Below are 22,103 nucleotides of genomic sequence, written 5' to 3'. Positions count from 1 at the left end.
CTTAACGAATAATCATGTCGTCGCGATGCACGGCAACCGGGCCATATTCATAGCCCAGGATAGCGTCGATCTGCTGGGAATGGTGGCCAGCAATCCGACGCAGCGCGTCGCTGTTATAACGGCTTACGCCATGAGCGATGTCGCGACCTTCAAGGTTACGGATTCGGATCACTTCACCACGCGAGAAGTTGCCTGTCACGCTTTTAATTCCTTTTGGAAGTAACGAGCTTCCTCTTTCCAGAATAGCGGCGGTCGCGCCTTCATCCACGATCAATTCGCCAGCCGGGGGCGCACCAAAGATCCAGCGTTTTCGGTTTTCCAGCGGGGACGCCTGGGCGTGGAAGCGAGTGCCCACAGAGATGCCTTCCATCACATCACCGATTACGCCCGGACGGCTGCCTGCGGCGATGATGGTGTCGATACCGGCCCGGCACGCCACGTCCGCGGCCTGTAGCTTGGTGCCCATGCCGCCTGTTCCCAGACCAGAAACGCTGTCACCCGCGATGGCGCGCAGCGCATCGTCAATGCCGTGAACGTCTTTGATCAGTTCAGCCTGTGGATTAGAGCGCGGATCAGCGGTAAACAGCCCCTGCTGATCGGTCAGAAGCAGCAGCTTATCGGCCCCTGCCAGGATCGCCGCCAGCGCAGAGAGGTTATCGTTGTCGCCCACTTTGATTTCAGCGGTGGCAACAGCGTCGTTTTCGTTAATGACCGGAACGATATGGTTATCCAGCAGCGCGCGCAGCGTATCGCGGGCATTCAGGAAACGTTCTCTGTCTTCCATATCCGCACGCGTCAGCAGCATCTGCCCGACGTGAATGCCGTAGATGGAGAACAGTTGTTCCCAGAGCTGTATGAGTCGGCTTTGTCCCACGGCGGCCAGCAGCTGTTTGGAAGCGATCGTCGCGGGGAGTTCGGGGTAGCCCAGGTGTTCACGCCCGGCGGCAATCGCCCCGGATGTCACAATTACAATACGATGCCCTGCGGCATGCAACTGAGCGCACTGACGTACAAGCTCAACGATATGGGCACGATTCAGGCGGCGCGATCCGCCTGTTAACACACTGGTACCGAGTTTTACCACCAGCGTCTGGCTGTCACTCATGATTCTCTGCCGTTCAACAATAAGGGAAAATGATGTCAGTCAGACGTTTTAACAGGTGTCAGCCCCGTTGCCAACTGCCTTAGCGCATGACCCGTCACTTTGTTGCGCGGGATCAGGAAGCGTAGCGGCAGATTTTGACAATTTTATTACCGAAAAATTAAAACATACTTTTTTAGACATATTCTTACTTTGTCATAAAACTTTCACCCACGAACGATAAAACCCTTCCTGTTTTTCACGGGGTAATAAGCCGAATCTTATTACTCAGCGAATATTAGCGCGTTTTTATAAAATCAGGATTGAAAATGAAAAAGAGCACTCTGGCATTAGTGGTAATGGGCGTAGTTGCTTCCGCATCTGTTCAGGCAGCAGAAGTTTATAATAAAAACGGGAATAAACTGGACGTGTACGGCAAAGTAAAAGCAATGCACTACATCAGTGATGATGACGCTAAGGATGGTGACCAGACTTATGTTCGTTTCGGCTTTAAGGGTGAAACGCAGATTAACGATCAGCTGACGGGCTACGGACGTTGGGAAGCTGAGTTCGCGGGTAACAAAGCTGAAAGCGACTCTTCTCAAAAAACACGTCTGGCATTTGCCGGGCTGAAACTGAAAGACTTCGGCTCACTGGATTATGGCCGTAACCTGGGCGCGCTGTATGACGTCGCCGCATACACCGATATGTTCCCGGAGTTCGGCGGTGACGGCCTGGCACAGACCGATAACTTCATGACGAAACGCGCCTCCGGTCTGGCCACATACCGTAATACCGATTTCTTTGGCCTGGTTGACGGCCTGAATATGACCCTGCAATACCAGGGCAAAAATGAAAACCGCGACGTGAAGAAGCAAAACGGTGACGGCTTCGGTACCTCCCTGAGCTATGACTTCGGCGGCAGCGATTTTTCTGTGATTGGTGCGTATGCCAGCTCCGACCGCACCAACGAGCAAAACCTTCAGGCACGCGGCGAAGGTAAAAAAGCAGAAGGCTGGGCAACCGGTTTGAAATATGATGCCAATGATATTTATCTGGCCACTATCTATTCCGAAACCCGCAATATGGCCCCTATTTCCGGTGGTTTTGCAAATAAAGCGCAAAACTTCGAAGTGGTCGCGCAATATCAGTTTGATTTTGGTCTGCGTCCATCTCTGGGTTACGTGCAGTCTAAAGGCAAAGATATCGAAGGTATCGGCGATGAAGATATCGTGAAATACATCGACGTAGGTGCGACATATTATTTCAACAAAAATATGTCTGCGTTTGTTGATTATAAGATCAACCAGATTGATGACGATAATAAACTGGGCGTAAGCAGCGATGATATCGTTGCGCTGGGCATGACCTACCAGTTCTGATGTTGTGGTAATAAAAAAACCGGCGCTGAGCCGGTTTTTTTGTGCCCGGTGACGCTGTGCTTACCGGGCGTACGGGATAGTACATTTTTCAGACCGGGTAAGGCGTAGCCGCCACCCGGGGCTGGGACATCATCAGGCTCTCAGTTTCACCGCTTCGCTGGAAAAATCGTCCGCAGGCTCCAGCTTCAGATCCAATGTTGCCAGCAGGTCGCGAGCTCTGCCGTGAAATTCTTTTAGCGTATGCTCCAGGCGATCGATCACTTCCTGATCTTTGATGCTCGTCGCCTGCCAGTGCCCGTCTTTATTAAACAGGCCAAACTGATAGGTATAGGTAAAACGGTTTTCCTGTGCTTCCATTTCCATCCACCAGCCCCAGAACTCACGTTTTTCGGGTGCAGGCTTCACGTTGACGCAAACAGCCAGGCAGTCGAAAAAAAAGCGATTCTCTTCACACTGCTCTTCTCGAATATACGGGCCAAGAGCCATGAACTTCTTAATCAGTCTACTTTTCGGGTGTCCACTCGGTAACGTCATTGCGATCTCCTTTTGTGAAGCACTGTTTTACCAAACCAACGAAATTTAGCAAACTATTAACACAATCTCTGCGTGATCCAGCGTGTGATCTCTTTCAGCGCTTTGTCAAAATTCTGGTACACCGGGCTGAAGGGCACCTCCAGCAATTTACCATCAGAAGATGACGACGTGATTAAGCGTGACTCCTCTTCCGGGCTAAACGGATCGTTCTTCCAGAAACCGGACATCATCGGGGTTGGGCAGCGGCGGCCGAGTAAGCCCTGCGTTTTTAATGAATAACGATTAAGTTCAATGCGCAACGCTTCGTCTGAAGCATCATGCATGCCAAGTCGGCTCGCCAGTACGTCCAGATACATCTCAGGAACGCTACCCTGACGCGCAGGATCGCTTAACAGAGCATGCACCACCGGACCAAGACAGGCGACGGCCTTCAGGCGTGAAGATTCAAGGTAGGCAAGCCGTACCGCGACGTTAGCGCCAAAGCGGAAGCCAAACGCGCCAACCCGGGTGTGATCAACCCAGGGGATATTCTCCAGCGCTTTTAAAGCATGCTGATGCAGCAGGCTGGAGTCTTGCGTAAGTTTCCATTTGGATGAAAAACCAATGGAAGGCATATCAAGCGTGAGCATGGCGATTCCGTTTGGGGCAAAGTAGCGCTCATACAGGCTGTAATAGTCAATTTGTAACGAGTCCAGTCCACCGCACATCAGAACCGTCGGGAACGGCCCTTCCCCCTCCGGCATATGCAGGAATCCGGTCACCGGGCTGCCGCCGGGAATGGCGAACTCAATTTCACGCATCCGGCCAGGCAACCGCTGCGCAGCCTCTTCATAAGCCCGGTTTGCCAGCGCCTGCGCCTGCTCTGCCAGTTCGTCGCCTTTAAGATGCGGATATGCAGCGATGCTGTAAAGGTTTGCCGCATGCAGCCAGTGCTTGCCGCTGAGAGTGGCATCTTCTTCCTGGCTCGCTTTTTGCTGCCAGAGCATGGCCTGCTTTGACCATTCGTAGATCCAGTTTCCACCACGGTAGCCCACCACCGTATCGTAGAGATCGCTGTCGGTACGCTCGGACTCGCTCATCACGATACGCGCCTGCACGTCGAGGATTTCACGCGGATCGATGCCGCGCCAGATCCACATCAGGCGGTTAATCATTCGATACCAGTGGGGCACGTTTTTACCGTCTAACGCTGACTGAACGGCAGGCATTGTCCCCGGATTAAACCGACGCACCAGCGTCGACGTTTCAGGGTGCTTGAAACGGGGTTTGAAGAGAGTTTCGGTGAGATTCGCCTGCGTCATTGCGTTGCCTCCATGGATACGTCATATGAAGACCATTGTAACGCGTGGCAGGGTAAAAAGAACAACGCCCGGCATAACCGGGCGTGTAAAGTTACGTACTGAAATTAACGGCCAGAGATAGGCGGTACGAAGACCACGCCCATATCCCATGGCTGTTCAATCCAGGTATCCTGCGGGATATCAATGACGTAATCATCAACCAGTGGGCGACCCGCTGGTTTCGCGAAGATAGTGACGAAGTGCGCTTTTGGATACATTTCGCGGATAGCCACCGCAGTACCGCCGGTATCCACCAGATCGTCGATAACGATAAAGCCTTCACCGTCGCCTTCCGCGCGTTTTAGCACTTTCAGTTCGCGCTGGTTGTCGTGATCGTAGCTGGAGATACATACGGTATCGACATGACGAATACCCAGCTCACGTGCCAGCAGCGCCCCCGGTACCAGACCGCCACGGCTGACGGCAATAATGCCTTTCCACTGTTCGGAAGGCATCAGACGCGCAGCCAGTTTGCGTGCGTGAATCTGCAACATGTCCCAGGTGACGACGTATTTTTCGCTCATGTGAAGTGTCCCAGCCTGTTTATATACGGCTTAAAAAAAATGAGGGTGAACCAGGTTGCGCGAGATTATAGAGATCTGACGCACTAAAAACCAGTGTTACGCGCCATGAGCCTGAGTTTTTACATGCTTAATGCTACCAGCCACGGGAGAAAGTGGTATTCTCAGTTGCATCTCGCAAGCCTGACTTGTGGTAACGATTAACCTGCTAACCCTGTGACCTGCAACATTGTTTTGCAGCGCAACGACAAGGAGACCTATCGTGTCTGAACTGTCTCAATTATCTCCACAGCCGCTGTGGGATATTTTTGCCAAAATCTGCTCCATTCCGCACCCTTCCTATCACGAAGAACAGCTTGCCGAACATATTATGGGCTGGGCAAAGGAAAAAGGTCTGCACGCTGAACGCGACCAGGTTGGCAATATTCTTATCCGCAAACCTGCCACCGCAGGTATGGAAAACCGTAAGCCAGTGGTATTGCAGGCGCACCTGGACATGGTTCCGCAGAAAAACAACGACACCGTTCACGACTTCACGAAAGACCCGATTCAGCCGTACATCGACGGCGAGTGGGTGAAGGCGCGGGGCACGACCCTGGGCGCAGATAACGGCATTGGTATGGCTTCCGCGCTGGCCGTGCTGGCTGACGACAGCGTTGAACACGGTCCGCTGGAAGTGCTGCTGACCATGACTGAAGAAGCGGGCATGGATGGCGCGTTCGGTCTCCAGGCAAACTGGCTGCAAGCGGACATTCTGATCAACACCGACTCCGAAGAAGAAGGTGAGATCTACATGGGCTGCGCGGGCGGGATCGATTTTATCTCTACCCTGCCGCTGTCCCGCGAAGCAATCCCTGCTGGATTCGAGACCTTTAAGCTGACGCTGAAAGGGCTGAAAGGCGGTCACTCCGGCGGTGATATTCACCTGGGCCTGGGCAACGCCAACAAACTGCTGGCGCGTTTCCTGGCGGGCCATGCCGCTGAACTGGATCTGCGTCTGGTGGACTTCAACGGCGGTACTCTGCGTAACGCGATCCCTCGCGAAGCCTTCGCTACCTTGGCAGTGCCTGCGTCGAAAGCGGACGAGCTGAAAAAACTCTCCAGCGTGTATCTGGAGATCCTGAAAAACGAACTGTCTGCAAAAGAGAAAAACCTGACGGTGGTGCTGGAGTCCGTTACGACGGATAAAGCCGCGCTGACCGCACAGTCTCGTGACACGTTCGTCCAGCTGCTGAACGCAACGCCAAACGGCGTTATTCGCAACTCTGACGTGGCGAAAGGCGTGGTGGAAACCTCCCTGAACGTGGGCGTGGTGACCATGGGTGACGACAGCGCAGAGATCATCTGCCTGATCCGTTCCCTGATCGACAGCGGTAAAGAGTACGTTGTGAGCATGCTGGAATCTCTGGGTACCCTGGCGGGCGCGAAAACGTCGGCAAAAGGCAGCTACCCGGGCTGGCAGCCGGATGCAAGTTCTCCGGTCATGGCACTGGTGCGTGAAACTTATCAGCGACTGTTCAACAGCACCCCGAACATTCAGGTTATTCACGCGGGTCTGGAGTGTGGTCTGTTCAAGAAACCGTATCCGGATATGGACATGGTCTCCATTGGGCCGACCATCACGGGTCCACACTCCCCGGATGAACAGGTTCATATTGAAAGCGTCGGTCACTACTGGACGCTGCTGACTGAGCTGCTGAAAGCAATCCCTGCGAAGTAATTCGTCGTCTGTTGCCCGGTGGCGCTACGCTTACCGGGCCTATAATTAGCGTAATCTACAGCCCCAACACCAGCTGACGCTCCAGCTGCGGATCCAGCAAGGTGACGTGCAGCCCCACCAGCCTCACCCCTCGCCCGCCCCGCCGTTCTTCCCATGCCTTTTTTGCCGTCGCGATAAGATCCTCTTTGTTGAGGCGTGGCCAGACGTGTTCCTGCGTCGTTTGCTGAAAATCGTTAAATTTCAGTTTGATGCCCTGCCGGGCAATAAGCAGATCCGGTTTGACCTTCAGTAAGCGTCGTTCAAGTTCAGGATAGAGTTGTTCCGTAATAATGGTTTCACATTCGGTCCAGTCATGGATATCTTCACTCAGCGTGCGTTCAACGCCGACCGATTTACGCAGCCGTTCGTTGTTCACATCCCGGTCATCAATGCCCTGACTGCGTTCCCACAGTACGCGGCCAAACTTGCCAAAACGCTTAAGCAGCAGCGCCAGATCGCTGCGCTGAACGTCTTCGCAGGTGCGTAGCCCCATACTTTCCAGCTTCGCGGCGGAGACTTTGCCCACTCCGGGGATTTTGCGGAGCGGCAGCGTCTTTAAAAACGCAGAAACCTCTTCCGGAGTGATAACGTACTGGCCGTTGGGCTTATTTAAATCGGAGGCGATTTTGGCGAGAAATTTGACCGGCGCGACACCCGCCGATGCCGTCAGGTTCAGCTCGTTGAAAATAGTCTGGCGGATCTCCTGCGCCATCAGGGTGGCGGAGCCGTGGCAGTGCACGCTGTGGGTGACATCCAGATAGGCTTCATCCAGCGATAACGGTTCAATCAGTGAGGTGTAGCGGGAAAAGATCTCCCGAATGTGGCTCGATGCTTCTTTATAGGCATCAAAACGTCCGGGCAAAAGAGTGAGATGCGGGCACAGTTTCAGCGCCATCGCTGTCGGCATGGCGCTGCGCACGCCGTATTTGCGAGCAGGATAGTTGGCGGTGCTGATGACACCGCGCTGTACCCGGCTGCCGCCAATGGCAATGGGAATATCCCGCAGCGCCGGGTTGTCACGCATCTCCACTGCGGCAAAAAAGCAGTCCATATCGACGTGGATTATTTTGCGCATAGTAAGCCCTCACTCGTTACTGGATAAGTATACAGTAAACAAATGAGGGTTGAGAAGTGTGCATGGAAATTGTCGGGTGGCGGCGTTGCCTTACCCGACCAGGAAGACTAAATAATGCGTTGCTGCTCGCGAGCCATCCGCTTTTTCCGCGCATCGCACGGTTCCGGACAATCGCACACTTTTTCCATTCCGATGGAAGAGATGCCTCCGCAACTGCCCTGAATGCTTTTACGCTTGATGATCCAGCCTAAGGACATGCCGAAGATCACCAGCACAAACACCGCAAAGGTCGCCAGAAAGGTCAGCATAATCAGCCTCCGAAATCATCGAGCATGATGTTCTCATCTTCCACGCCAAGATCTTTTAGCATCTTAATCACGGCCGCGTTCATCATTGGTGGACCACACATATAGAACTCGCAGTCTTCCGGTGCCGGGTGCTGTTTGAGGTAATTTTCATACAGCACGTTGTGGATGAAGCCCGTATAGCCTGTCCAGTTATCTTCCGGCTGCGGATCGGATAACGCCACATGGAAGGTAAAGTTAGGGTTATCACGTGCCAGTTGTTCAAACTCATCGTCATAGAACATTTCGCGCAGTGAACGCGCTCCGTACCAGAAGCTGATCTTGCGCTTGCTGCCAAGTCGTTTGAGCTGGTCAAAGATATGCGAACGCATCGGCGCCATACCCGCTCCGCCGCCGATAAAGACCATCTCCGCGTCAGTATCTTTGGCAAAGAATTCGCCGAACGGGCCGGAAATCGTCACTTTGTCGCCAGGCTTGAGGGACCAGATATAGGATGACATGACGCCAGGGGGGGCATCAGGCACATTCGGTGGCGGCGTGGCGATACGCACGTTGAGCATAATAATGCCCTTCTCTTCCGGATAGTTAGCCATGGAATAGGCGCGGAGCGCGGGCTCTTTTACCTCGGAAACAAAGCGGAAGAGGTTAAATTTATCCCAGTCGGCCCGGTACTCTTCGGGCACGTCGAAGTCAGCATACGCGACGGTGTGTGCCGGACATTCAATCTGGATATACCCACCCGCACGGAACGGGACGCTCTCCCCTTCAGGGACACGCAGCTTGAGCTCTTTAATGAACGTGGCTTTGTTATCGTTAGAGATAACTTCGCACTCCCATTTTTTCACGCCGAAGATCTCCTCCGGCAGCTCAATCTTCATGTTCTGGCGCACAGCGACCTGACACGCCAGACGGCATCCCTCTTTCGCTTCACGCTTCGTAATATGCGACAGTTCCGTTGGCAGAATATCACCGCCGCCCTCTTTCACCGTCACACGGCACTGGCCACAGGAGCCACCGCCGCCACAGGCAGACGAGACAAAAATCCCGTTGCCGGAGAGCGTGTTAAGCAGCTTATCCCCTGCCGGGGTACGGATCTGATTCTGCGGATCGTCATTGATATCAATGATCACATCCCCGGAATTGACCAGCTTCGCACGCGCCGCCAGGATCAGCCCTGACAGCACCAGTACTATCAGCGTGAACATCACCACGCCAAGAATAATTTCCATTTGTTAGCCCTTATAGCTGCACACCGGAGAAGGACATAAAGCCCAACGCCATCAGGCCGGTGGTGATAAAGGTGATCCCTAAGCCACGAAGCCCCGCAGGTACGTTGGCATATTTCATTTTTTCACGGATCCCCGCCATGGTAACAATCGCCAGCATCCAGCCGATACCGGAACCGAAGCCATACACAACCGATTCACTGAAGTTGTAATCACGCTGAACCATAAAGGAAACACCGCCAAAAATGGCGCAGTTCACGGCGATCAGCGGCAGGAAGATCCCCAGCGCGTTGTACAGCGACGGGAAGTATTTATCGAGGATCATCTCCAGGATCTGAACAAGCGCCGCAATCACTCCGATAAAGGTGATGAAGTTCAGGAAGCTAAGATCAACCCCCTCCACCAGCGCGCCATCGCGCAGCACGAAGTTGAATACCAGGTTGTTAATCGGAACGGAAAGCCCCAGCACAACGGTAACTGCCACGCCCAGACCAAATGCCGTCGATACCTTTTTAGAAACGGCAAGGAACGTACACATGCCCAGGAAGAAAGCGAGCGCCATGTTTTCAACAAACACCGCGCGCACAAATAAACTCAGGTAATGAGCCATTGTCGGTTACTCCTTTTCCTGCTGTTCAGGCTTCAACGTACGAATCAGCCAGATCAGCAAACCGATAATGAAAAATGCGCTTGGGGCCAGCAGGAACAGGCCGTTCGGCAGATACCAGCCGCCGTTCTGTACCGTATCCAGCACCGAAATGCCAAACAGCTTGCCGCTGCCAATAAGTTCGCGCAGGAAACCAACCGTCAACAGGATTACGCCGTAACCCAGGCCGTTGCCGATACCGTCCATAAAGCTCGCCAGCGGCGGCATTTTCATCGCATAGGCTTCAGCACGCCCCATCACGATACAGTTGGTGATAATCAGGCCGACAAACACCGAAAGCTGCTTCGAGGTTTCATAGGCGAAGGCGCGCAGGAGCTGATCGACCACGATCACCAGCGAGGCGATGATCGCCATCTGCACGATGATCCTTACGCTGTTGGGTATGTGGTGGCGGATCATTGAGATAAACATGCTGGAAAAAGCTGTCACCAGCGTTACCGCCAGCGTCATGACCACCGCCGTTTCCAGCTTGGTGGTGACCGCCAGCGCCGAGCACACCCCCAGCACCTGAAGCGTTATCGGGTTATTGGCTAACAGCGGGCCAATCAGCACCTTTTTAACTTCTTTCAGTTCACCCGTATCAGCCATTATTCAGCGCTCCTTCACGTACATTCTTCAGGAAGGGACCAAAGCCCAGTTCACCCATCCAGAAATCAAAGCTGTGCTGCACACCGTTTGAGGTGAGCGTGGCGCCGGAAAGGCCATCAACGGCAAATTCATCGCCGGGACGCGCGCCCCCTTTTACCACCTTCAGCGCAGGCTGGCCGTTGTCGTCGAGCACTTTTTTACCAACAAACTGTGCCCGCCAGTTAGGGTTCTCAACTTCGCCCCCCAGCCCCGGCGTTTCGCCCTGATCGTAATAAGTAATGCCTTTAACCGTACGGCCGTCGGTATCCAGCGCCACAAAGGCGTACATCATTGACCATAAACCGTTGCCATAGATGGGCAACACGATTTTCTGAATGCGTTTTTGCTCGTCACGGACGAGGTAAATCTCCGCGACATTGCTGCGGCGCTTAATGCCTGCCGGATCCTGCGAGGCGTCAAGCGTGGTGCTCATTTGCGGATCTTTTAGCGCCAGCGCCTGGTTGTATTTCGCCGGGTCTTTATCCATTAACTCCCCGGTTTTTAAATCCACCAGCCGTGCGGTAATACGTTCGGCAAACACCGCTGCGACGTCATCCTTCGTCATGCCTTCCTGCATCAGCCCGGCAACGGCCAGGATGTTACGCTGTTTATCCAGCGCACGTTGCTCCTGCTGTAGCGGTTTCAACCCTACGGCAGAACCGGCCACGACAATGGAACAAACCAGACACAGTACCAGCACCACCAGCAGCGTTTTGCTGATGCTGTCGTTATTTTTGATCTCAGCCACGCGCCTTCCTCCGTTTAATGTTGGCGCGCACGACCAGGTAGTCGAACAGCGGCGCAAACAGATTGGCAAACAGAATGGCCAACATCATCCCTTCCGGATAAGCCGGGTTGACCACGCGAATCAGTACACACATCACCCCAATGAGCGCGCCGTAACACCATTTACCTCTGTCGGTAAACGAAGCCGAGACGGGATCGGTGGCCATGAACATCATGCCAAACGCAAAGCCTCCCAGCACGAGGTGCCAGTACCACGGCATGGAGAACATCGGGTTTGTGTCTGAACCAATGAAGTTGAAAAGCGTGGCGGTGAGTACCATCCCGAGCATGACGCCAGCGACAATGCGCCAGGACGCCACGCGGCCAAAGAGGATGATGGCTCCGCCGATCAAAATCATCAGGGTAGACACTTCACCGATGGAGCCTGGGATATTGCCGATAAACGCATCAAACCAGGTGACAGGCTGTCCGGTTGCATTATTGACCAGCGTTTCGCCGCCGCCTGCCGCCCACTGTGAAAGTGGCGTCGCGCCGGAGAATCCGTCTGCTGCCGTCCACACCAGGTCGCCCGAGATTTGCGCCGGATAAGCAAAGAACAGGAACGCGCGTCCTGCCAGCGCCGGGTTGAGGAAGTTGCGTCCGGTCCCGCCGAAGATCTCCTTGGCAATCACCACGCCAAAGCTGATCCCCATCGCCGCCTGCCAGAGCGGCAGCGTTGGCGGAACAATCAGCGCAAACAGAATAGAGGTAACAAAGAAGCCCTCGTTGATCTCATGTTTGCGAATAATGGCGAACAGCACCTCCCAGAAACCGCCCACGATAAAGACAGTCATATAGATGGGGAGGAAGAAGACAGCGCCCAGCGTCATCATGCTGATCCAGCCGGCATCTGCCGCAAAGCTCACCCCCAGCGACTGTGCCAGACGATAGTGCCAGTCAGACTGAATCACCTGCGCCAGCTGCTCTGCATCATACATATGGTGCAGCGCCGGAATAGACTGCAACCCAACGTTATACATCCCCCAGAACATGGCCGGGAAGACCGCAAACCAAACCAGAATCATCATTCGCTTGAGGTCGATGGCGTCGCGAACGTGCGCCGCGCCTTTCGTTACCAGACCCGGCGTGTAGAAAATGGTCGTTGTCGCTTCATACAGCGGGTAGTACTTTTTGAGCTTACCTTCGGTAAAGTGCGGCTCAATTTTTTCAAAGAGGTGTTTTAAGCCCATGTTTATCCTTCCTGCTCAATGCGGGTTAACACCTCGCGCAATACGGGTCCATATTCGTATTTACCTGGACACACATAGGTACACAGCGCCAGATCTTCTTCGTCCAGCTCCAGACAGCCCAGCGCCTGGGCACCGTCGGTATCACCGGCCAGGAGATCCCGCAGCAGCACGGTGGGCAGAATATCCAGCGGCATCACGCGTTCGTAGTTGCCAATCGGAACCATGGCGCGCTCACCGCCGTTGGTGCTGGTGGAGAAGTTAAACAGCTTATGACGCAGGAAGTGGCCGAGCGTGGTGCGGGTTACCGAGTATTTTTCTGCGCCAGGCAGTACCCAGCCGAACAGCTCTTTATCGCGTCCTTCAAGCACCACACTCACCTGAAGATGGAAACGACCCAGCCAGGCCATCGGGCCTGTCGCGTGCCTGCCGCTCAGCACCGAACCGGAAATAATACGGTTTTCACCCTCTTTCGTTTCGCCAGCCAACAGCGCCGTCAGGTCAGCCCCAAGCAGCGTGCGAACCAGACGCGGTTGGGTTGCCTGAGGGCCGCCGATGGCAATAATGCGTTCTGCGCACAGCTCACCCGTGGTGAACAGCTTACCGATAGCGATCACGTCCTGATAATTAAGATGCCAGACCTGTTTCGTCAGGCTTACCGGCTCCAGGAAATGAATATGCGTTCCCACCAGCCCCGCCGGATGCGGGCCGGCAAATTCATTAAAGGCCACCTGCCCTTGCGGATGACCGCCCAGCTTACCGCCGCTGGCCTGGCAGACATGCACTTTGCCCGGCGTCAGGCGTGTTAACACGGTGAGGCCGGCATCGAAAGCTTTTCGTTCCGCCAGGATAAGAGGCTGCGGATCTGCGCTGAGCGGGTTGGTGTCGATGGCCGTAACGAAGATAGCGGCCGGCACAGTGCCTGGCACGGGCGTTTTGCTATAGGGCCGCGTGCGAAGCGCCGTCCACAGTCCCGACTCCAGCAGTTGCGTCTGCACCACGTCGTGGCTGAGGGTGGCGAGATCGGCGGCGTCAAAACGCGCAAATTCGCGTTTCTCATCACCTTCAATTTGAATAACAACCGATTGCAGGACGCGACGCTCACCACGATGGATGGCAACAACGGTGCCGCTGGCTGGGGCTGTAAACATAACGCCAGGATTTTTTTTATCCTCGAAGAGTGCCTGGCCTTTTATTACGCGATCGCCTTCCTGTACCAGCATCGCAGGACGCATGCCCACGTAATCATCACCTACAATGGCGACATGATGAATACTGGCGCCGGTGGTAACGTGCTGTTCAGGCACGCCAGAGATTGGCAGATCGAGTCCTTTTCTGATTCTAAACATGTGGTTAGCAGGTATCCATGAACAACAATCCAGAGAGGCCGGAGTGTACCATTTTCGGCCCTGCCAGGGGCAGCAAATCCGCCGTCTGGCGCGCCGAAATGCGAGCTATTGCGCAAAGTTCCTGGAGTCAGGACAATGTGAATGGGTTATAAAGTAAAACTAATTTGTAAACGCAAAGGTTGGCTCTTGCGAAAATCTCCATCGGTGCTAATGTGAGCGCTCCTGTCCAGATTAGTCTGATTTCGGGTGTCTTTTGCCGTTCTGGCAAGTTGGTCATTGTTTTATCAAGGAACCAGTAGTATGCGTAAAATCGCATTGTTCATTGCGATGCTTCTGATACCGTGCATGTCGTTTGCCGGGCTGCTTGGCAGTAATAGTTCAACGACGCCGATCAGTAAAGAGTATAAACAGCAGTTGATGGGATCCCCGGTTTATATTCAAATCTTCAAGGAAGAGCGCACACTCGATCTGTTTGTCAAAATGGGCGAGACGTATCAGCTGCTCGATAGCTACAAAATCTGTAACTATTCTGGCGGGCTGGGGCCGAAACAGCGGCAGGGTGACTTCAAAAGTCCGGAAGGGTTTTACAACGTTCAGCGTAACCAGCTAAAACCGGACAGCCGCTTCTATAAAGCGATTAACATCGGTTTCCCCAATGCCTTCGACCGTGCGCACGGTTACGAAGGGAAATACCTGATGATCCACGGCGCCTGCGTGTCTGTCGGCTGTTATGCGATGACGGATTCCGGCATTGATGAAATCTTCCAGTTTGTCACGGGCGCACTGGTCTTCGGTCAGCCGAATGTTCAGGTCAGCATCTATCCGTTCCGTATGACGGATGCGAACATGGCACGCCATAAGTACTCTGTTTACACAGATTTCTGGAAACAGCTAAAACCGGGCTATGACTACTTCGAGCAGACCCATAAGCCGCCGGTGGTGTCCATCGTCAATGGCCGTTACGTGGTGAGTAAACCGCTCAGCCATGAAGTGGTTCAGCCGCAGCTGGCGTCAAATTACGCGGTCCCCGAGACAAAATAGCGCCCACTCGCCTGGCATGATCTTTTGCCAGGTTTCGTTGCCCGTCAGTGGCTGCGTTGCAATGACAGTGACCACATCGTTCGGTGTGGTCTCCTTCTGAAAATCAATTTCCACATCCTGATCGAGCAGCGTGGCGACGCCAAACGGCGCACGTCGGGTGATCCAGAACAGATTTGTCGAGCAGAACGCCATCACGTAGCGCCCGTCAGACAGCAGCATATTAAAGACGCCTTTCGCGCGTAACTCAGACGCCAGTGACGCTATGTACTTAAAAACGGCGGTCATGTTGCCGGGCGTACGGGGATAGCGCTCGGTCAGCTTGTGCAGCAGCCAGCAAAATGCTTTTTCGCTGTCCGTTTCACCGACAGGACGAAAATTGCCGGTTTCCAGCGATTTATAGCCCGAGAGCTGCCCGTTGTGCGCATAGGTCCAGTTACGGCCCCACAGTTCACGGGTAAACGGATGGGTATTTTCCAGCGCCACTTCGCCGCGATTGGCCTGGCGGATATGGGCGATCACCGAACAGGATTTAATAGGATAGTCCTGCACCAGTCTGGCAATGGGTGAGTTAAAGCTGGGCTGTGGATCTTTAAACGTGCGGCATCCTTTGCCTTCGTAGAAGGTAATGCCCCAGCCGTCTTTATGCGGCCCGGTTCCTCCACCGCGCTGAACCAGCCCGGTAAAACTAAAGCAGATATCGGTTGGCACATTGGCGCTCATCCCGAGCAGTTCGCACATAGATCACCTCCACAACAGCGGGGGGCACCGGCGCCCCCCAGCGAAGTCTTACTTAACCATCTCTTTTTCGATCAATTGGATCAGGATGTGGATCACTTTGATGTGAATTTCCTGAACGCGATCGGCATAACCGAAGTGTGGAACGCGGATTTCAATGTCCGCTGTACCGTCCATCTTACCGCCATCTTTCCCGGTCAGGGTGATCACTTTCATGCCCTTCTCACGCGCGGCGGCGATCGCTTTGATCACGTTAGCGGAGTTACCGGACGTGGAGATACCGAGAAGCACATCGCCTTCACGGCCTACGGCTTCAACGTAGCGGGAAAAGATGTGGTCGTAACCAAAGTCGTTGCCTACACAGGAGATGTGGCTCACGTCGGAAATCGCAATCGCCGGGTAGCCCGGACGGTTTTCGCGATAGCGTCCGGTCAGCTCCTCGGCGAAGTGCATGGCGTCACAGTGGGAACCGCCGTTACCGCAGGAGAGCACTTTACCGCCGGCTTTGAAGCTGTCGGCAAGCAGGACCGCCGCGCGCTGAATAGCGTGAATATTGGCATCATCTTTCAGAAAGTTCGCCAGCGTTTCCGCCGCTTCGTTCAGTTCGTTACGAATAAGATCCTGGTACATGAGGATAATCCTTCAGTATTGATGAAATAACACAGTGGAGTGTACCGGATAGCAGTAAAAGCGAGAAGCTAAAGCCATGCGAATCGTCCGGCGTTTTGATTTTTTGTGCCGGCTAAAACGCGAACAATGTGAACCAGGTTGTAATTATTTTGTAAACACATTGCTAAAGGAAATGACATCAACTACAACCATATCATCACAAGTGGTCAGACCTCCTACAAGCAAGGGAGCTTTTCTTTATGATGATTTTGAGCATTCTCGCAACCGTTGTACTGCTCGGTGTGTTGTTCTATCACCGTGTCAGTTTATTCCTGAGTAGCCTGATTCTTCTGGCCTGGACGGCTGCACTTGGCGTCGCTGGCCTGTGGAATATCTGGGTTCTTGTTCCCCTGGCCATCATTTTACTGCCGTTTAACCTGACGCCGATGCGTAAGTCGATGATCTCTGTGCCGGTGTTCAGGGGATTCCGTAAAGTGATGCCGCCGATGTCGCGTACAGAGAAAGAAGCGATTGACGCCGGTACGACCTGGTGGGAAGGCGATCTGTTCCAGGGCAACCCGGACTGGAAAAAGCTTCACAACTATCCACAGCCGCGTCTGACCGCCGAAGAACAGGCCTTTATTGATGGTCCGGTAGAAGAAGCGTGCCGCATGGCAAACGACTTTGCCATCACTCACGAAATGGCCGACCTGCCGCCTGAGCTGTGGGCATACCTGAAAGAGCATCGCTTCTTCGCGATGATCATTAAGAAAGAGTATGGCGGTCTGGAATTCTCCGCTTACGCTCAGGCTCGCGTGCTGCAAAAACTGGCGGGTGTCTCCGGGATCCTGGCGATTACCGTTGGCGTGCCAAACTCCTTAGGCCCGGGCGAGCTGTTACAGCATTACGGTACAGAAGAGCAGAAAGATCACTACCTGCCGCGTCTGGCGCGTGGCCAGGAAATTCCGTGCTTCGCGCTGACCAGCCCGGAGGCGGGCTCTGATGCCGGCGCGATCCCCGATACCGGCGTGGTTTGCATGGGCGAGTGGCAGGGCCAGCAGGTGCTGGGCATGCGCCTGACCTGGAACAAACGTTATATCACCCTCGCGCCTATCGCCACGGTGCTGGGCCTGGCGTTCAAACTCTCTGACCCGGAAAAACTGCTGGGCGGTGAAGAAGATCTGGGCATTACCTGTGCGCTGATCCCAACCTCGACCCCAGGTGTTGAGATTGGTCGCCGTCACTTCCCGCTGAACGTACCGTTCCAGAACGGTCCTACCCGCGGTCAGGATATCTTTGTCCCGATTGATTACATCATCGGTGGCCCGAAAATGGCCGGTCAGGGCTGGCGTATGCTGGTAGAATGTCTGTCTGTGGGCCGCGGCATTACCCTGCCGTCGAACTCAACCGGCGGTCTGAAATCGGTGGCGATGGGGATTGGGGCTTACGCGCATATTCGCCGTCAGTTCAAAATCTCCATCGGCAAGATGGAAGGTATCGAAGAGCCGCTGGCGCGTATTGCGGGCAATGCCTACGTGATGGACGCCGCAGCCTCGCTGATTACCTACGGAATTATGCTGGGCGAAAAACCCGCCGTGCTGTCGGCAATTGTGAAATACCACTGTACCCACCGTGCACAGCAGTCAATTATTGATGCAATGGATATCGCAGGCGGTAAAGGGATCATGCTCGGTGAAGGCAACTTCCTGGCACGCAGCTATCAGGGCGCTCCGATTGCCATCACCGTTGAAGGGGCAAACATCCTGACCCGCAGCATGATGATCTTCGGTCAGGGCGCCATTCGCTGCCATCCGTACGTGCTGGAAGAGATGGCCGCCGCGCAGAATAACGACGTGGATGCCTTTGACAAGCTGCTGTTCAAACATATCGGTCACGTGGGCAGCAATGAAGTGCGCAGCTTCTGGCTCGGCCTGACGCGCGGCCTGACCAGCGCGACGCCAACCGGCGATGCGACCAAACGTTACTACCAGCACCTTAACCGTCTGAGCGCCAACCTGGCTCTGCTGTCTGACGTCTCGATGGCCGTTCTTGGCGGAAGCCTGAAGCGTCGCGAGCGCATCTCTGCCCGTCTGGGCGACGTGCTGAGCCAGATCTTCCTGGCCTCTGCGGTTCTAAAACGTTACGACGACGAAGGCCGTCAGGAAGCGGATCTGCCGCTGGTGCACTGGGGTGTACAGGATGCGCTGTATCAGGCAGAACAGGCTATTGACGATCTGCTGGCGAACTTCCCGAACCGCTTCGTGGCAGGTGCCCTGCGCGTCGTGATCTTCCCGACCGGTCGTCATCACCTGGCGCCGTCCGACAAGCTGGATCACAAGGTAGCGAAGATCCTCCAGGTACCGAGCGCAACCCGCTCTCGTATTGGTCGGGGTCAATATCTGGCACCTACCCCGCATAACCCGGTAGGTTTGCTGGAAGAGGCGCTGCTTGACGTGATGGCCGCCGACCCGATTCACCAGAAGATCTGCAAACAGCTGGGCAAAAATCTGCCGTTTACACGACTGGATGAGCTGGCAAAACAGGCGCTGGCGGGTGGCATCATCGACAACAGCGAAGCTGCGATTCTGGTGAAAGCCGAAGAGAGCCGTCTGCGCAGTATTAACGTGGATGATTTCGAACCAGAAGAGCTGGCGACACAGCCGGTAAAGCTGCCGGAGAAGCACCGCAAACCTGAAGCCGCATAAGACGTTCAGCGTCCATCAACCCCGCTCCGTGCGGGGTTTTTTAATGCCACATTTTCTCGTAATGACGTGCTACAGTGTCAAAAAGCGATCTTTTAAGGAGTCGGTATCGTGCCTGGTTTGAAGATTTCTGTTTTGCAGCAGCCTTTAGTTTGGATGGACGGTCCAGCCAACCTTCGCCATTTCGATCGCCAGCTCGAAGAGATTAGCGGTCGCGATGTGATTGTCCTGCCGGAGATGTTCACCACGGGTTTTGCGATGGAGGCTGCAAAACAGTCGATGCCGCAGGACGAGGTTGTGGCCTGGATGCACGCCAAAGCGCAGGAGACAAACGCGCTGATTGCCGGTAGCGTCGCCCTCCAGACCGAACGCGGGCCGGTTAACCGCTTCCTGCTGGTCGAGCCAGAGGGAAAGGTGCATTTCTACGATAAGCGCCACCTGTTCCGCATGGCGGATGAGCATCAACATTATGTAGCCGGAAACGAACGCGTGGTGTTTGAATGGCGCGGCTGGCGTATTTTGCCGCTGGTCTGTTATGACCTGCGCTTCCCCGTCTGGTCCCGCAACCGCAACGATTACGACCTGGCGCTGTATGTTGCCAACTGGCCTGCGCCACGCTCCCTGCACTGGCAGGCTTTACTGACCGCGCGCGCGATTGAAAATCAGGCTTATGTCGTTGGCTGTAACCGCGTAGGAACGGACGGCAACGGGCATCACTATCGCGGTGACAGCCGGGTGATCAGTCCGCAGGGTGAGATTATTGCCACCGCCGAGCCGCATCAGGCAACACGAATTGACGCTGAGATCTCGTTAACGGCGTTAAAGGAGTATCGGGAGAAGTTTCCGGCCTGGCAGGATGCAGATCAGTTAACGATCGGATAAACGCAACCCGCGATGTTACCCTGGCTTATCGCCTTGCGTAACATCAGGGAAAAGCAGAAATGAAAAAGGCCCACGTTATAAATAACGTGGGCCTGAATAGTGGCGGAACGGACGGGACTCGAACCCGCGACCCCCTGCGTGACAGGCAGGTATTCTAACCGACTGAACTACCGCTCCACTGTTCCCGTTTGGGGAACGAGGCGAATATTACGGTTTGCCTCTGAACTCGTCAACGCTTTTTCTCAGGTTTTGAATCGTTTGCTGCAAAATTCACCCAAACGGTGATTTAACAAACGTTTCGGCACATTTTCACGTGCGCCACAAACAGCTTCCGCCCTTCTTCTGCACTAAATCGAGACGAGATTCATGGTTCATCAGTTCTTCATCACTGGCTAAAACAACCCGCAGGCGATTCGCCTGACGCACAATGCGCTGAATTCCCCCTTCATCCCGCGTCTGCTGGGATTCATTTTCCATACTGAATTTCATCGACGTTTGCCCGCCGGTCATGGTCAGGTAGACATCGGCCAGGATCTGGGCATCGAGCAACGCGCCGTGCAGCGTTCGCTTGGTGTTGTCTATCTCATAGCGAGAGCACAGGGCATCAAGGCTGTTACGCTTGCCGGGGAACATCTTCCTTGCCAGCGCCAGGCTATCCGTGACTTTACAGAACGTATTCGTCTTCGGAATATCACGGTTGAGCTTGCTGAACTCATAGTCCATAAAGCCGATATCGAACGACGCGTTATGAATGACAAGTTCCGCACCTCTGATGTAGTCGAGAAATTCATCTGCGACGTCGGCAAAGGTGGGCTTATCCAGCAAAAACTCGTCGGCAATTCCGTGAACGCCGAACGCTTCCGGGTCCACCAGCCGATCGGGTTTGAGGTAAACGTGGAAGTTGTTGCCCGTAAGGCGACGGTTCACCACTTCAACGGCACCAATCTCAATGATTTTATGCCCTTCGTAGTGGGCGCCAATCTGGTTCATACCGGTGGTTTCGGTATCGAGAACAATCTGGCGAGTAATTGCAGTGCTCATAGCGGTCATTTATGTCAGACTTATCGTTTTACTGAACGTTTCAAATACAGGAAGTCTACCAGAGATGCGTAAACAGGTAGAAATTTTCACCGATGGATCTTGTCTCGGTAACCCAGGGCCCGGCGGCTATGGTGCCATTATGCGCTATCGCCAGCATGAAAAAACCTTTAGTGAAGGCTATTTCCTGACCACCAACAACCGCATGGAGTTGATGGCGGCCATCGTGGCGCTGGAAGCGTTAAAAGAACATTGCGACGTGGTGCTGAGTACCGACAGCCAGTATGTCCGCCAGGGCATTACCCAATGGATCCACAACTGGAAAAAACGCGGCTGGAAAACGGCAGAGAAAAAACCGGTCAAGAATGTCGATCTCTGGAAGCGTCTTGATGCCGCCCTCGGTCAGCACGAAATCAAATGGGAGTGGGTAAAGGGGCACGCCGGTCATCCTGAAAACGAACGCTGTGACGAGCTGGCTCGCGCGGCGGCATCCAACCCAACCCATGAGGATGCAGGTTATCAACCTGAATCCTGATCACGGTTTTTTGTACTGCCGCGTGGCCCCCACGGTCTGGCGGATCCGCGTTTTTGATTTGCTTTGCTTCATTGGGTTGAGCGTAAGGGGGATCGTCCTCTTACGCGCGACAATAAATTGCATGCAGCCCAGCGCGGGTAAATGGGTGCTTAATAAAACCCCGCCTTTACGCGTCCAGGGGATGACCTGAAAACCCCCATAGCTCAGCACTTCGAAATTTAACAGTGAAAGCCAGTCCAGCTGGCGCATCATGGTAAACATCCTGCTGTTATAGGGCGGCGTGCGGCGCAGAACGGGCGTCAGTTTACGTAGCCCCATCAGACTCAGCGGATTAAAACCGCTCAGGATCAGCCAGCCGTCATCAATCAAAACGCGGTCGGCTTCCCGCAGCAGACGATGGGGATCGCTGCACCAGGGCAGCGTATGGGCGAGCAGACAGGCATCAATGGATTTTTCCGCAAACGGCAAATGCAGCGGATCCGCTTTCACCTGAACCGGGGAGCCATTAAGCGATACGCTAACCTGATGCGAGATAGCGCAGCTTTCGGTATTGATTTCTGCGCTCAGATTGCCAATCTTAAGCAGGTGAAAACCATACATTTTCGCGAGCCAGGGTTTAAGCTGAAGTTCTAAGGCCTCGCGATAATATTCACCCCAGGGCAACTCTGCCCAACGTTCCGGTGGTGCGACAGTCTGAGGTATCCTTGCCGGTTTCATCAAAA

At 54.3% G+C, this 22,103-nt stretch carries 22 protein-coding genes and 1 tRNA gene; 6 read left to right on the top strand and 17 right to left on the bottom strand.

What is annotated here, in order from left to right; genetic code table 11:
- Position 1 precedes the first annotated feature (1 nt).
- Positions 2-1,105 carry a glutamate 5-kinase gene (gene proB / locus RY075_RS04985; protein WP_045347084.1) on the bottom strand — a complete coding sequence of 368 codons (1,104 nt, stop codon included), beginning with the start codon at positions 1,103-1,105 and terminating at the stop codon, positions 2-4.
- Positions 1,106-1,410: 305 nt separating this feature from the next.
- Here proB and phoE point away from each other — a divergent pair, with 305 nt between their 5' ends.
- Positions 1,411-2,463 carry a phosphoporin PhoE gene (gene phoE / locus RY075_RS04980; protein WP_003863199.1) on the top strand — a complete coding sequence of 351 codons (1,053 nt, stop codon included), beginning with the start codon at positions 1,411-1,413 and terminating at the stop codon, positions 2,461-2,463.
- A 132-nt stretch (positions 2,464-2,595) separates the two neighbouring features.
- On the opposite strand, the gene crl is transcribed toward phoE, so the two are convergent.
- The 3 genes from crl to gpt form a co-directional block, all read right to left on the bottom strand.
- Complete coding sequence (gene crl, locus RY075_RS04975) at positions 2,596-2,997, bottom strand: sigma factor-binding protein Crl (RefSeq protein WP_003863201.1); 402 nt, start codon at positions 2,995-2,997, stop codon at positions 2,596-2,598.
- Positions 2,998-3,053: 56 nt separating this feature from the next.
- A complete protein-coding gene (frsA, locus tag RY075_RS04970) occupies positions 3,054-4,298 on the bottom strand; it encodes an esterase FrsA (RefSeq protein WP_023295967.1) in 1,245 nt (414 codons plus the stop codon).
- Positions 4,299-4,402: 104 nt separating this feature from the next.
- A complete protein-coding gene (gene gpt, locus RY075_RS04965) occupies positions 4,403-4,861 on the bottom strand; it encodes a xanthine phosphoribosyltransferase (RefSeq protein ID WP_003863205.1) in 459 nt (152 codons plus the stop codon).
- A 259-nt stretch (positions 4,862-5,120) separates the two neighbouring features.
- On the opposite strand from gpt, the gene pepD reads away from it, so the two are divergent.
- Entirely contained in the window at positions 5,121-6,578 is a 1,458-nt protein-coding gene (gene pepD / locus RY075_RS04960; RefSeq protein ID WP_003863206.1) for a cytosol nonspecific dipeptidase, read from the top strand.
- Positions 6,579-6,633: 55 nt separating this feature from the next.
- Here the strand turns inward: pepD and dinB are convergent, their stop codons facing one another.
- The 8 genes from dinB to RY075_RS04920 all read right to left on the bottom strand — a co-directional run bounded on the left by dinB (position 6,634) and on the right by RY075_RS04920 (position 13,839).
- A complete protein-coding gene (gene dinB / locus RY075_RS04955) occupies positions 6,634-7,692 on the bottom strand; it encodes a DNA polymerase IV (protein WP_302378267.1) in 1,059 nt (352 codons plus the stop codon).
- Positions 7,693-7,799: 107 nt separating this feature from the next.
- Complete coding sequence (gene nqrM, locus RY075_RS04950) at positions 7,800-8,000, bottom strand: (Na+)-NQR maturation NqrM (protein ID WP_003863212.1); 201 nt, start codon at positions 7,998-8,000, stop codon at positions 7,800-7,802.
- A gap of 2 nt (positions 8,001-8,002) precedes the next feature.
- Positions 8,003-9,226 carry an NADH:ubiquinone reductase (Na(+)-transporting) subunit F gene (gene nqrF, locus RY075_RS04945; protein ID WP_023315477.1) on the bottom strand — a complete coding sequence of 408 codons (1,224 nt, stop codon included), beginning with the start codon at positions 9,224-9,226 and terminating at the stop codon, positions 8,003-8,005.
- A 10-nt stretch (positions 9,227-9,236) separates the two neighbouring features.
- On the bottom strand, positions 9,237-9,833 hold the full coding sequence (gene nqrE, locus RY075_RS04940) for an NADH:ubiquinone reductase (Na(+)-transporting) subunit E (RefSeq protein ID WP_003863217.1): 597 nt from the start codon (positions 9,831-9,833) through the stop codon (positions 9,237-9,239).
- 6 nt (positions 9,834-9,839) lie between these two features.
- The gene (locus RY075_RS04935) at positions 9,840-10,478 is read right to left on the bottom strand and encodes an NADH:ubiquinone reductase (Na(+)-transporting) subunit D (RefSeq protein ID WP_058645998.1); all 639 of its coding nucleotides are present in this window, start codon (positions 10,476-10,478) and stop codon (positions 9,840-9,842) included.
- A complete protein-coding gene (locus tag RY075_RS04930) occupies positions 10,471-11,265 on the bottom strand; it encodes a Na(+)-translocating NADH-quinone reductase subunit C (protein WP_003863221.1) in 795 nt (264 codons plus the stop codon). Before RY075_RS04930 ends, RY075_RS04935 begins: the two co-directional genes overlap by 8 nt.
- Positions 11,258-12,493, bottom strand: a complete 1,236-nt coding sequence (locus tag RY075_RS04925) for an NADH:ubiquinone reductase (Na(+)-transporting) subunit B (protein WP_022650427.1) — start codon at positions 12,491-12,493, stop codon at positions 11,258-11,260. The genes RY075_RS04930 and RY075_RS04925 overlap by 8 nt, the downstream gene beginning before the upstream one ends.
- A 2-nt stretch (positions 12,494-12,495) precedes the next feature.
- A complete protein-coding gene (locus RY075_RS04920; RefSeq protein WP_023315474.1) occupies positions 12,496-13,839 on the bottom strand; it encodes a Na(+)-translocating NADH-quinone reductase subunit A in 1,344 nt (447 codons plus the stop codon).
- A gap of 300 nt (positions 13,840-14,139) precedes the next feature.
- Here RY075_RS04920 and dpaA point away from each other — a divergent pair, with 300 nt between their 5' ends.
- Complete coding sequence (dpaA, locus tag RY075_RS04915; RefSeq protein WP_023315473.1) at positions 14,140-14,880, top strand: peptidoglycan meso-diaminopimelic acid protein amidase; 741 nt, start codon at positions 14,140-14,142, stop codon at positions 14,878-14,880.
- Here dpaA and RY075_RS04910 read toward each other — a convergent pair.
- Together RY075_RS04910 and lpcA are read right to left on the bottom strand one after the other, a co-directional pair.
- Positions 14,851-15,618: a class II glutamine amidotransferase gene (locus tag RY075_RS04910; RefSeq protein ID WP_003863229.1), complete on the bottom strand. Its 768-nt coding sequence runs from the start codon at positions 15,616-15,618 to the stop codon at positions 14,851-14,853. The two genes, dpaA and RY075_RS04910, sit on opposite strands and share 30 nt — an antisense overlap.
- Before the next feature lie 48 nt (positions 15,619-15,666).
- Positions 15,667-16,245, bottom strand: a complete 579-nt coding sequence (gene lpcA / locus RY075_RS04905) for a D-sedoheptulose 7-phosphate isomerase (protein ID WP_003863232.1) — start codon at positions 16,243-16,245, stop codon at positions 15,667-15,669.
- Between the two features lie 239 nt (positions 16,246-16,484).
- On the opposite strand from lpcA, the gene fadE reads away from it, so the two are divergent.
- Together fadE and RY075_RS04895 are read left to right on the top strand one after the other, a co-directional pair.
- Entirely contained in the window at positions 16,485-18,929 is a 2,445-nt protein-coding gene (fadE, locus tag RY075_RS04900; protein WP_058659215.1) for an acyl-CoA dehydrogenase FadE, read from the top strand.
- A 108-nt stretch (positions 18,930-19,037) separates the two neighbouring features.
- Positions 19,038-19,808, top strand: coding sequence for an amidohydrolase (locus tag RY075_RS04895; RefSeq protein ID WP_063944993.1), 771 nt, complete (start codon positions 19,038-19,040; stop codon positions 19,806-19,808).
- Between the two features lie 100 nt (positions 19,809-19,908).
- On the opposite strand, the gene RY075_RS04890 is transcribed toward RY075_RS04895, so the two are convergent.
- Together RY075_RS04890 and dnaQ are read right to left on the bottom strand one after the other, a co-directional pair.
- Positions 19,909-19,985 (bottom strand) — tRNA-Asp (locus RY075_RS04890).
- A gap of 132 nt (positions 19,986-20,117) precedes the next feature.
- Entirely contained in the window at positions 20,118-20,849 is a 732-nt protein-coding gene (gene dnaQ / locus RY075_RS04885) for a DNA polymerase III subunit epsilon (RefSeq protein ID WP_003863237.1), read from the bottom strand.
- Here dnaQ and rnhA point away from each other — a divergent pair.
- The gene (gene rnhA / locus RY075_RS04880; RefSeq protein WP_160840538.1) at positions 20,803-21,381 is read left to right on the top strand and encodes a ribonuclease HI; all 579 of its coding nucleotides are present in this window, start codon (positions 20,803-20,805) and stop codon (positions 21,379-21,381) included. The genes dnaQ and rnhA overlap by 47 nt on opposite strands.
- Here the strand turns inward: rnhA and RY075_RS04875 are convergent, their stop codons facing one another.
- On the bottom strand, positions 21,382-22,098 hold the full coding sequence (locus tag RY075_RS04875; protein WP_017383714.1) for a class I SAM-dependent methyltransferase: 717 nt from the start codon (positions 22,096-22,098) through the stop codon (positions 21,382-21,384).
- Positions 22,099-22,103: the final 5 nt, after the last annotated feature.

Origin of the sequence: Enterobacter sp. JJBC, assembly GCF_036936505.1 — a bacterium.
Classification (GTDB): domain Bacteria; phylum Pseudomonadota; class Gammaproteobacteria; order Enterobacterales; family Enterobacteriaceae; genus Enterobacter; species Enterobacter hormaechei_C.
The sequence above is the reverse complement of the archived record's forward strand: the minus strand, read 5'-3'. Positions and strand labels throughout refer to the sequence as shown.

What these genes read in the sequence shown, in the direction of transcription:
- proB (WP_045347084.1), bottom strand. Translation starts at nt 1,105, where the DNA reads ATGAGTGACAGCCAGACGCTGGTGGTAAAACTCGGTACCAGTGTGTTA.
- phoE (WP_003863199.1), top strand. Translation starts at nt 1,411, where the DNA reads ATGAAAAAGAGCACTCTGGCATTAGTGGTAATGGGCGTAGTTGCTTCC.
- crl (WP_003863201.1), bottom strand. Translation starts at nt 2,997, where the DNA reads ATGACGTTACCGAGTGGACACCCGAAAAGTAGACTGATTAAGAAGTTC.
- frsA (WP_023295967.1), bottom strand. Translation starts at nt 4,298, where the DNA reads ATGACGCAGGCGAATCTCACCGAAACTCTCTTCAAACCCCGTTTCAAG.
- gpt (WP_003863205.1), bottom strand. Translation starts at nt 4,861, where the DNA reads ATGAGCGAAAAATACGTCGTCACCTGGGACATGTTGCAGATTCACGCA.
- dinB (WP_302378267.1), bottom strand. Translation starts at nt 7,692, where the DNA reads ATGCGCAAAATAATCCACGTCGATATGGACTGCTTTTTTGCCGCAGTG.
- nqrM (WP_003863212.1), bottom strand. Translation starts at nt 8,000, where the DNA reads ATGCTGACCTTTCTGGCGACCTTTGCGGTGTTTGTGCTGGTGATCTTC.
- nqrF (WP_023315477.1), bottom strand. Translation starts at nt 9,226, where the DNA reads ATGGAAATTATTCTTGGCGTGGTGATGTTCACGCTGATAGTACTGGTG.
- nqrE (WP_003863217.1), bottom strand. Translation starts at nt 9,833, where the DNA reads ATGGCTCATTACCTGAGTTTATTTGTGCGCGCGGTGTTTGTTGAAAAC.
- RY075_RS04935 (WP_058645998.1), bottom strand. Translation starts at nt 10,478, where the DNA reads ATGGCTGATACGGGTGAACTGAAAGAAGTTAAAAAGGTGCTGATTGGC.
- RY075_RS04925 (WP_022650427.1), bottom strand. Translation starts at nt 12,493, where the DNA reads ATGGGCTTAAAACACCTCTTTGAAAAAATTGAGCCGCACTTTACCGAA.
- RY075_RS04920 (WP_023315474.1), bottom strand. Translation starts at nt 13,839, where the DNA reads ATGTTTAGAATCAGAAAAGGACTCGATCTGCCAATCTCTGGCGTGCCT.
- dpaA (WP_023315473.1), top strand. Translation starts at nt 14,140, where the DNA reads ATGCGTAAAATCGCATTGTTCATTGCGATGCTTCTGATACCGTGCATG.
- RY075_RS04910 (WP_003863229.1), bottom strand. Translation starts at nt 15,618, where the DNA reads ATGTGCGAACTGCTCGGGATGAGCGCCAATGTGCCAACCGATATCTGC.
- lpcA (WP_003863232.1), bottom strand. Translation starts at nt 16,245, where the DNA reads ATGTACCAGGATCTTATTCGTAACGAACTGAACGAAGCGGCGGAAACG.
- fadE (WP_058659215.1), top strand. Translation starts at nt 16,485, where the DNA reads ATGATGATTTTGAGCATTCTCGCAACCGTTGTACTGCTCGGTGTGTTG.
- dnaQ (WP_003863237.1), bottom strand. Translation starts at nt 20,849, where the DNA reads ATGAGCACTGCAATTACTCGCCAGATTGTTCTCGATACCGAAACCACC.
- RY075_RS04875 (WP_017383714.1), bottom strand. Translation starts at nt 22,098, where the DNA reads ATGAAACCGGCAAGGATACCTCAGACTGTCGCACCACCGGAACGTTGG.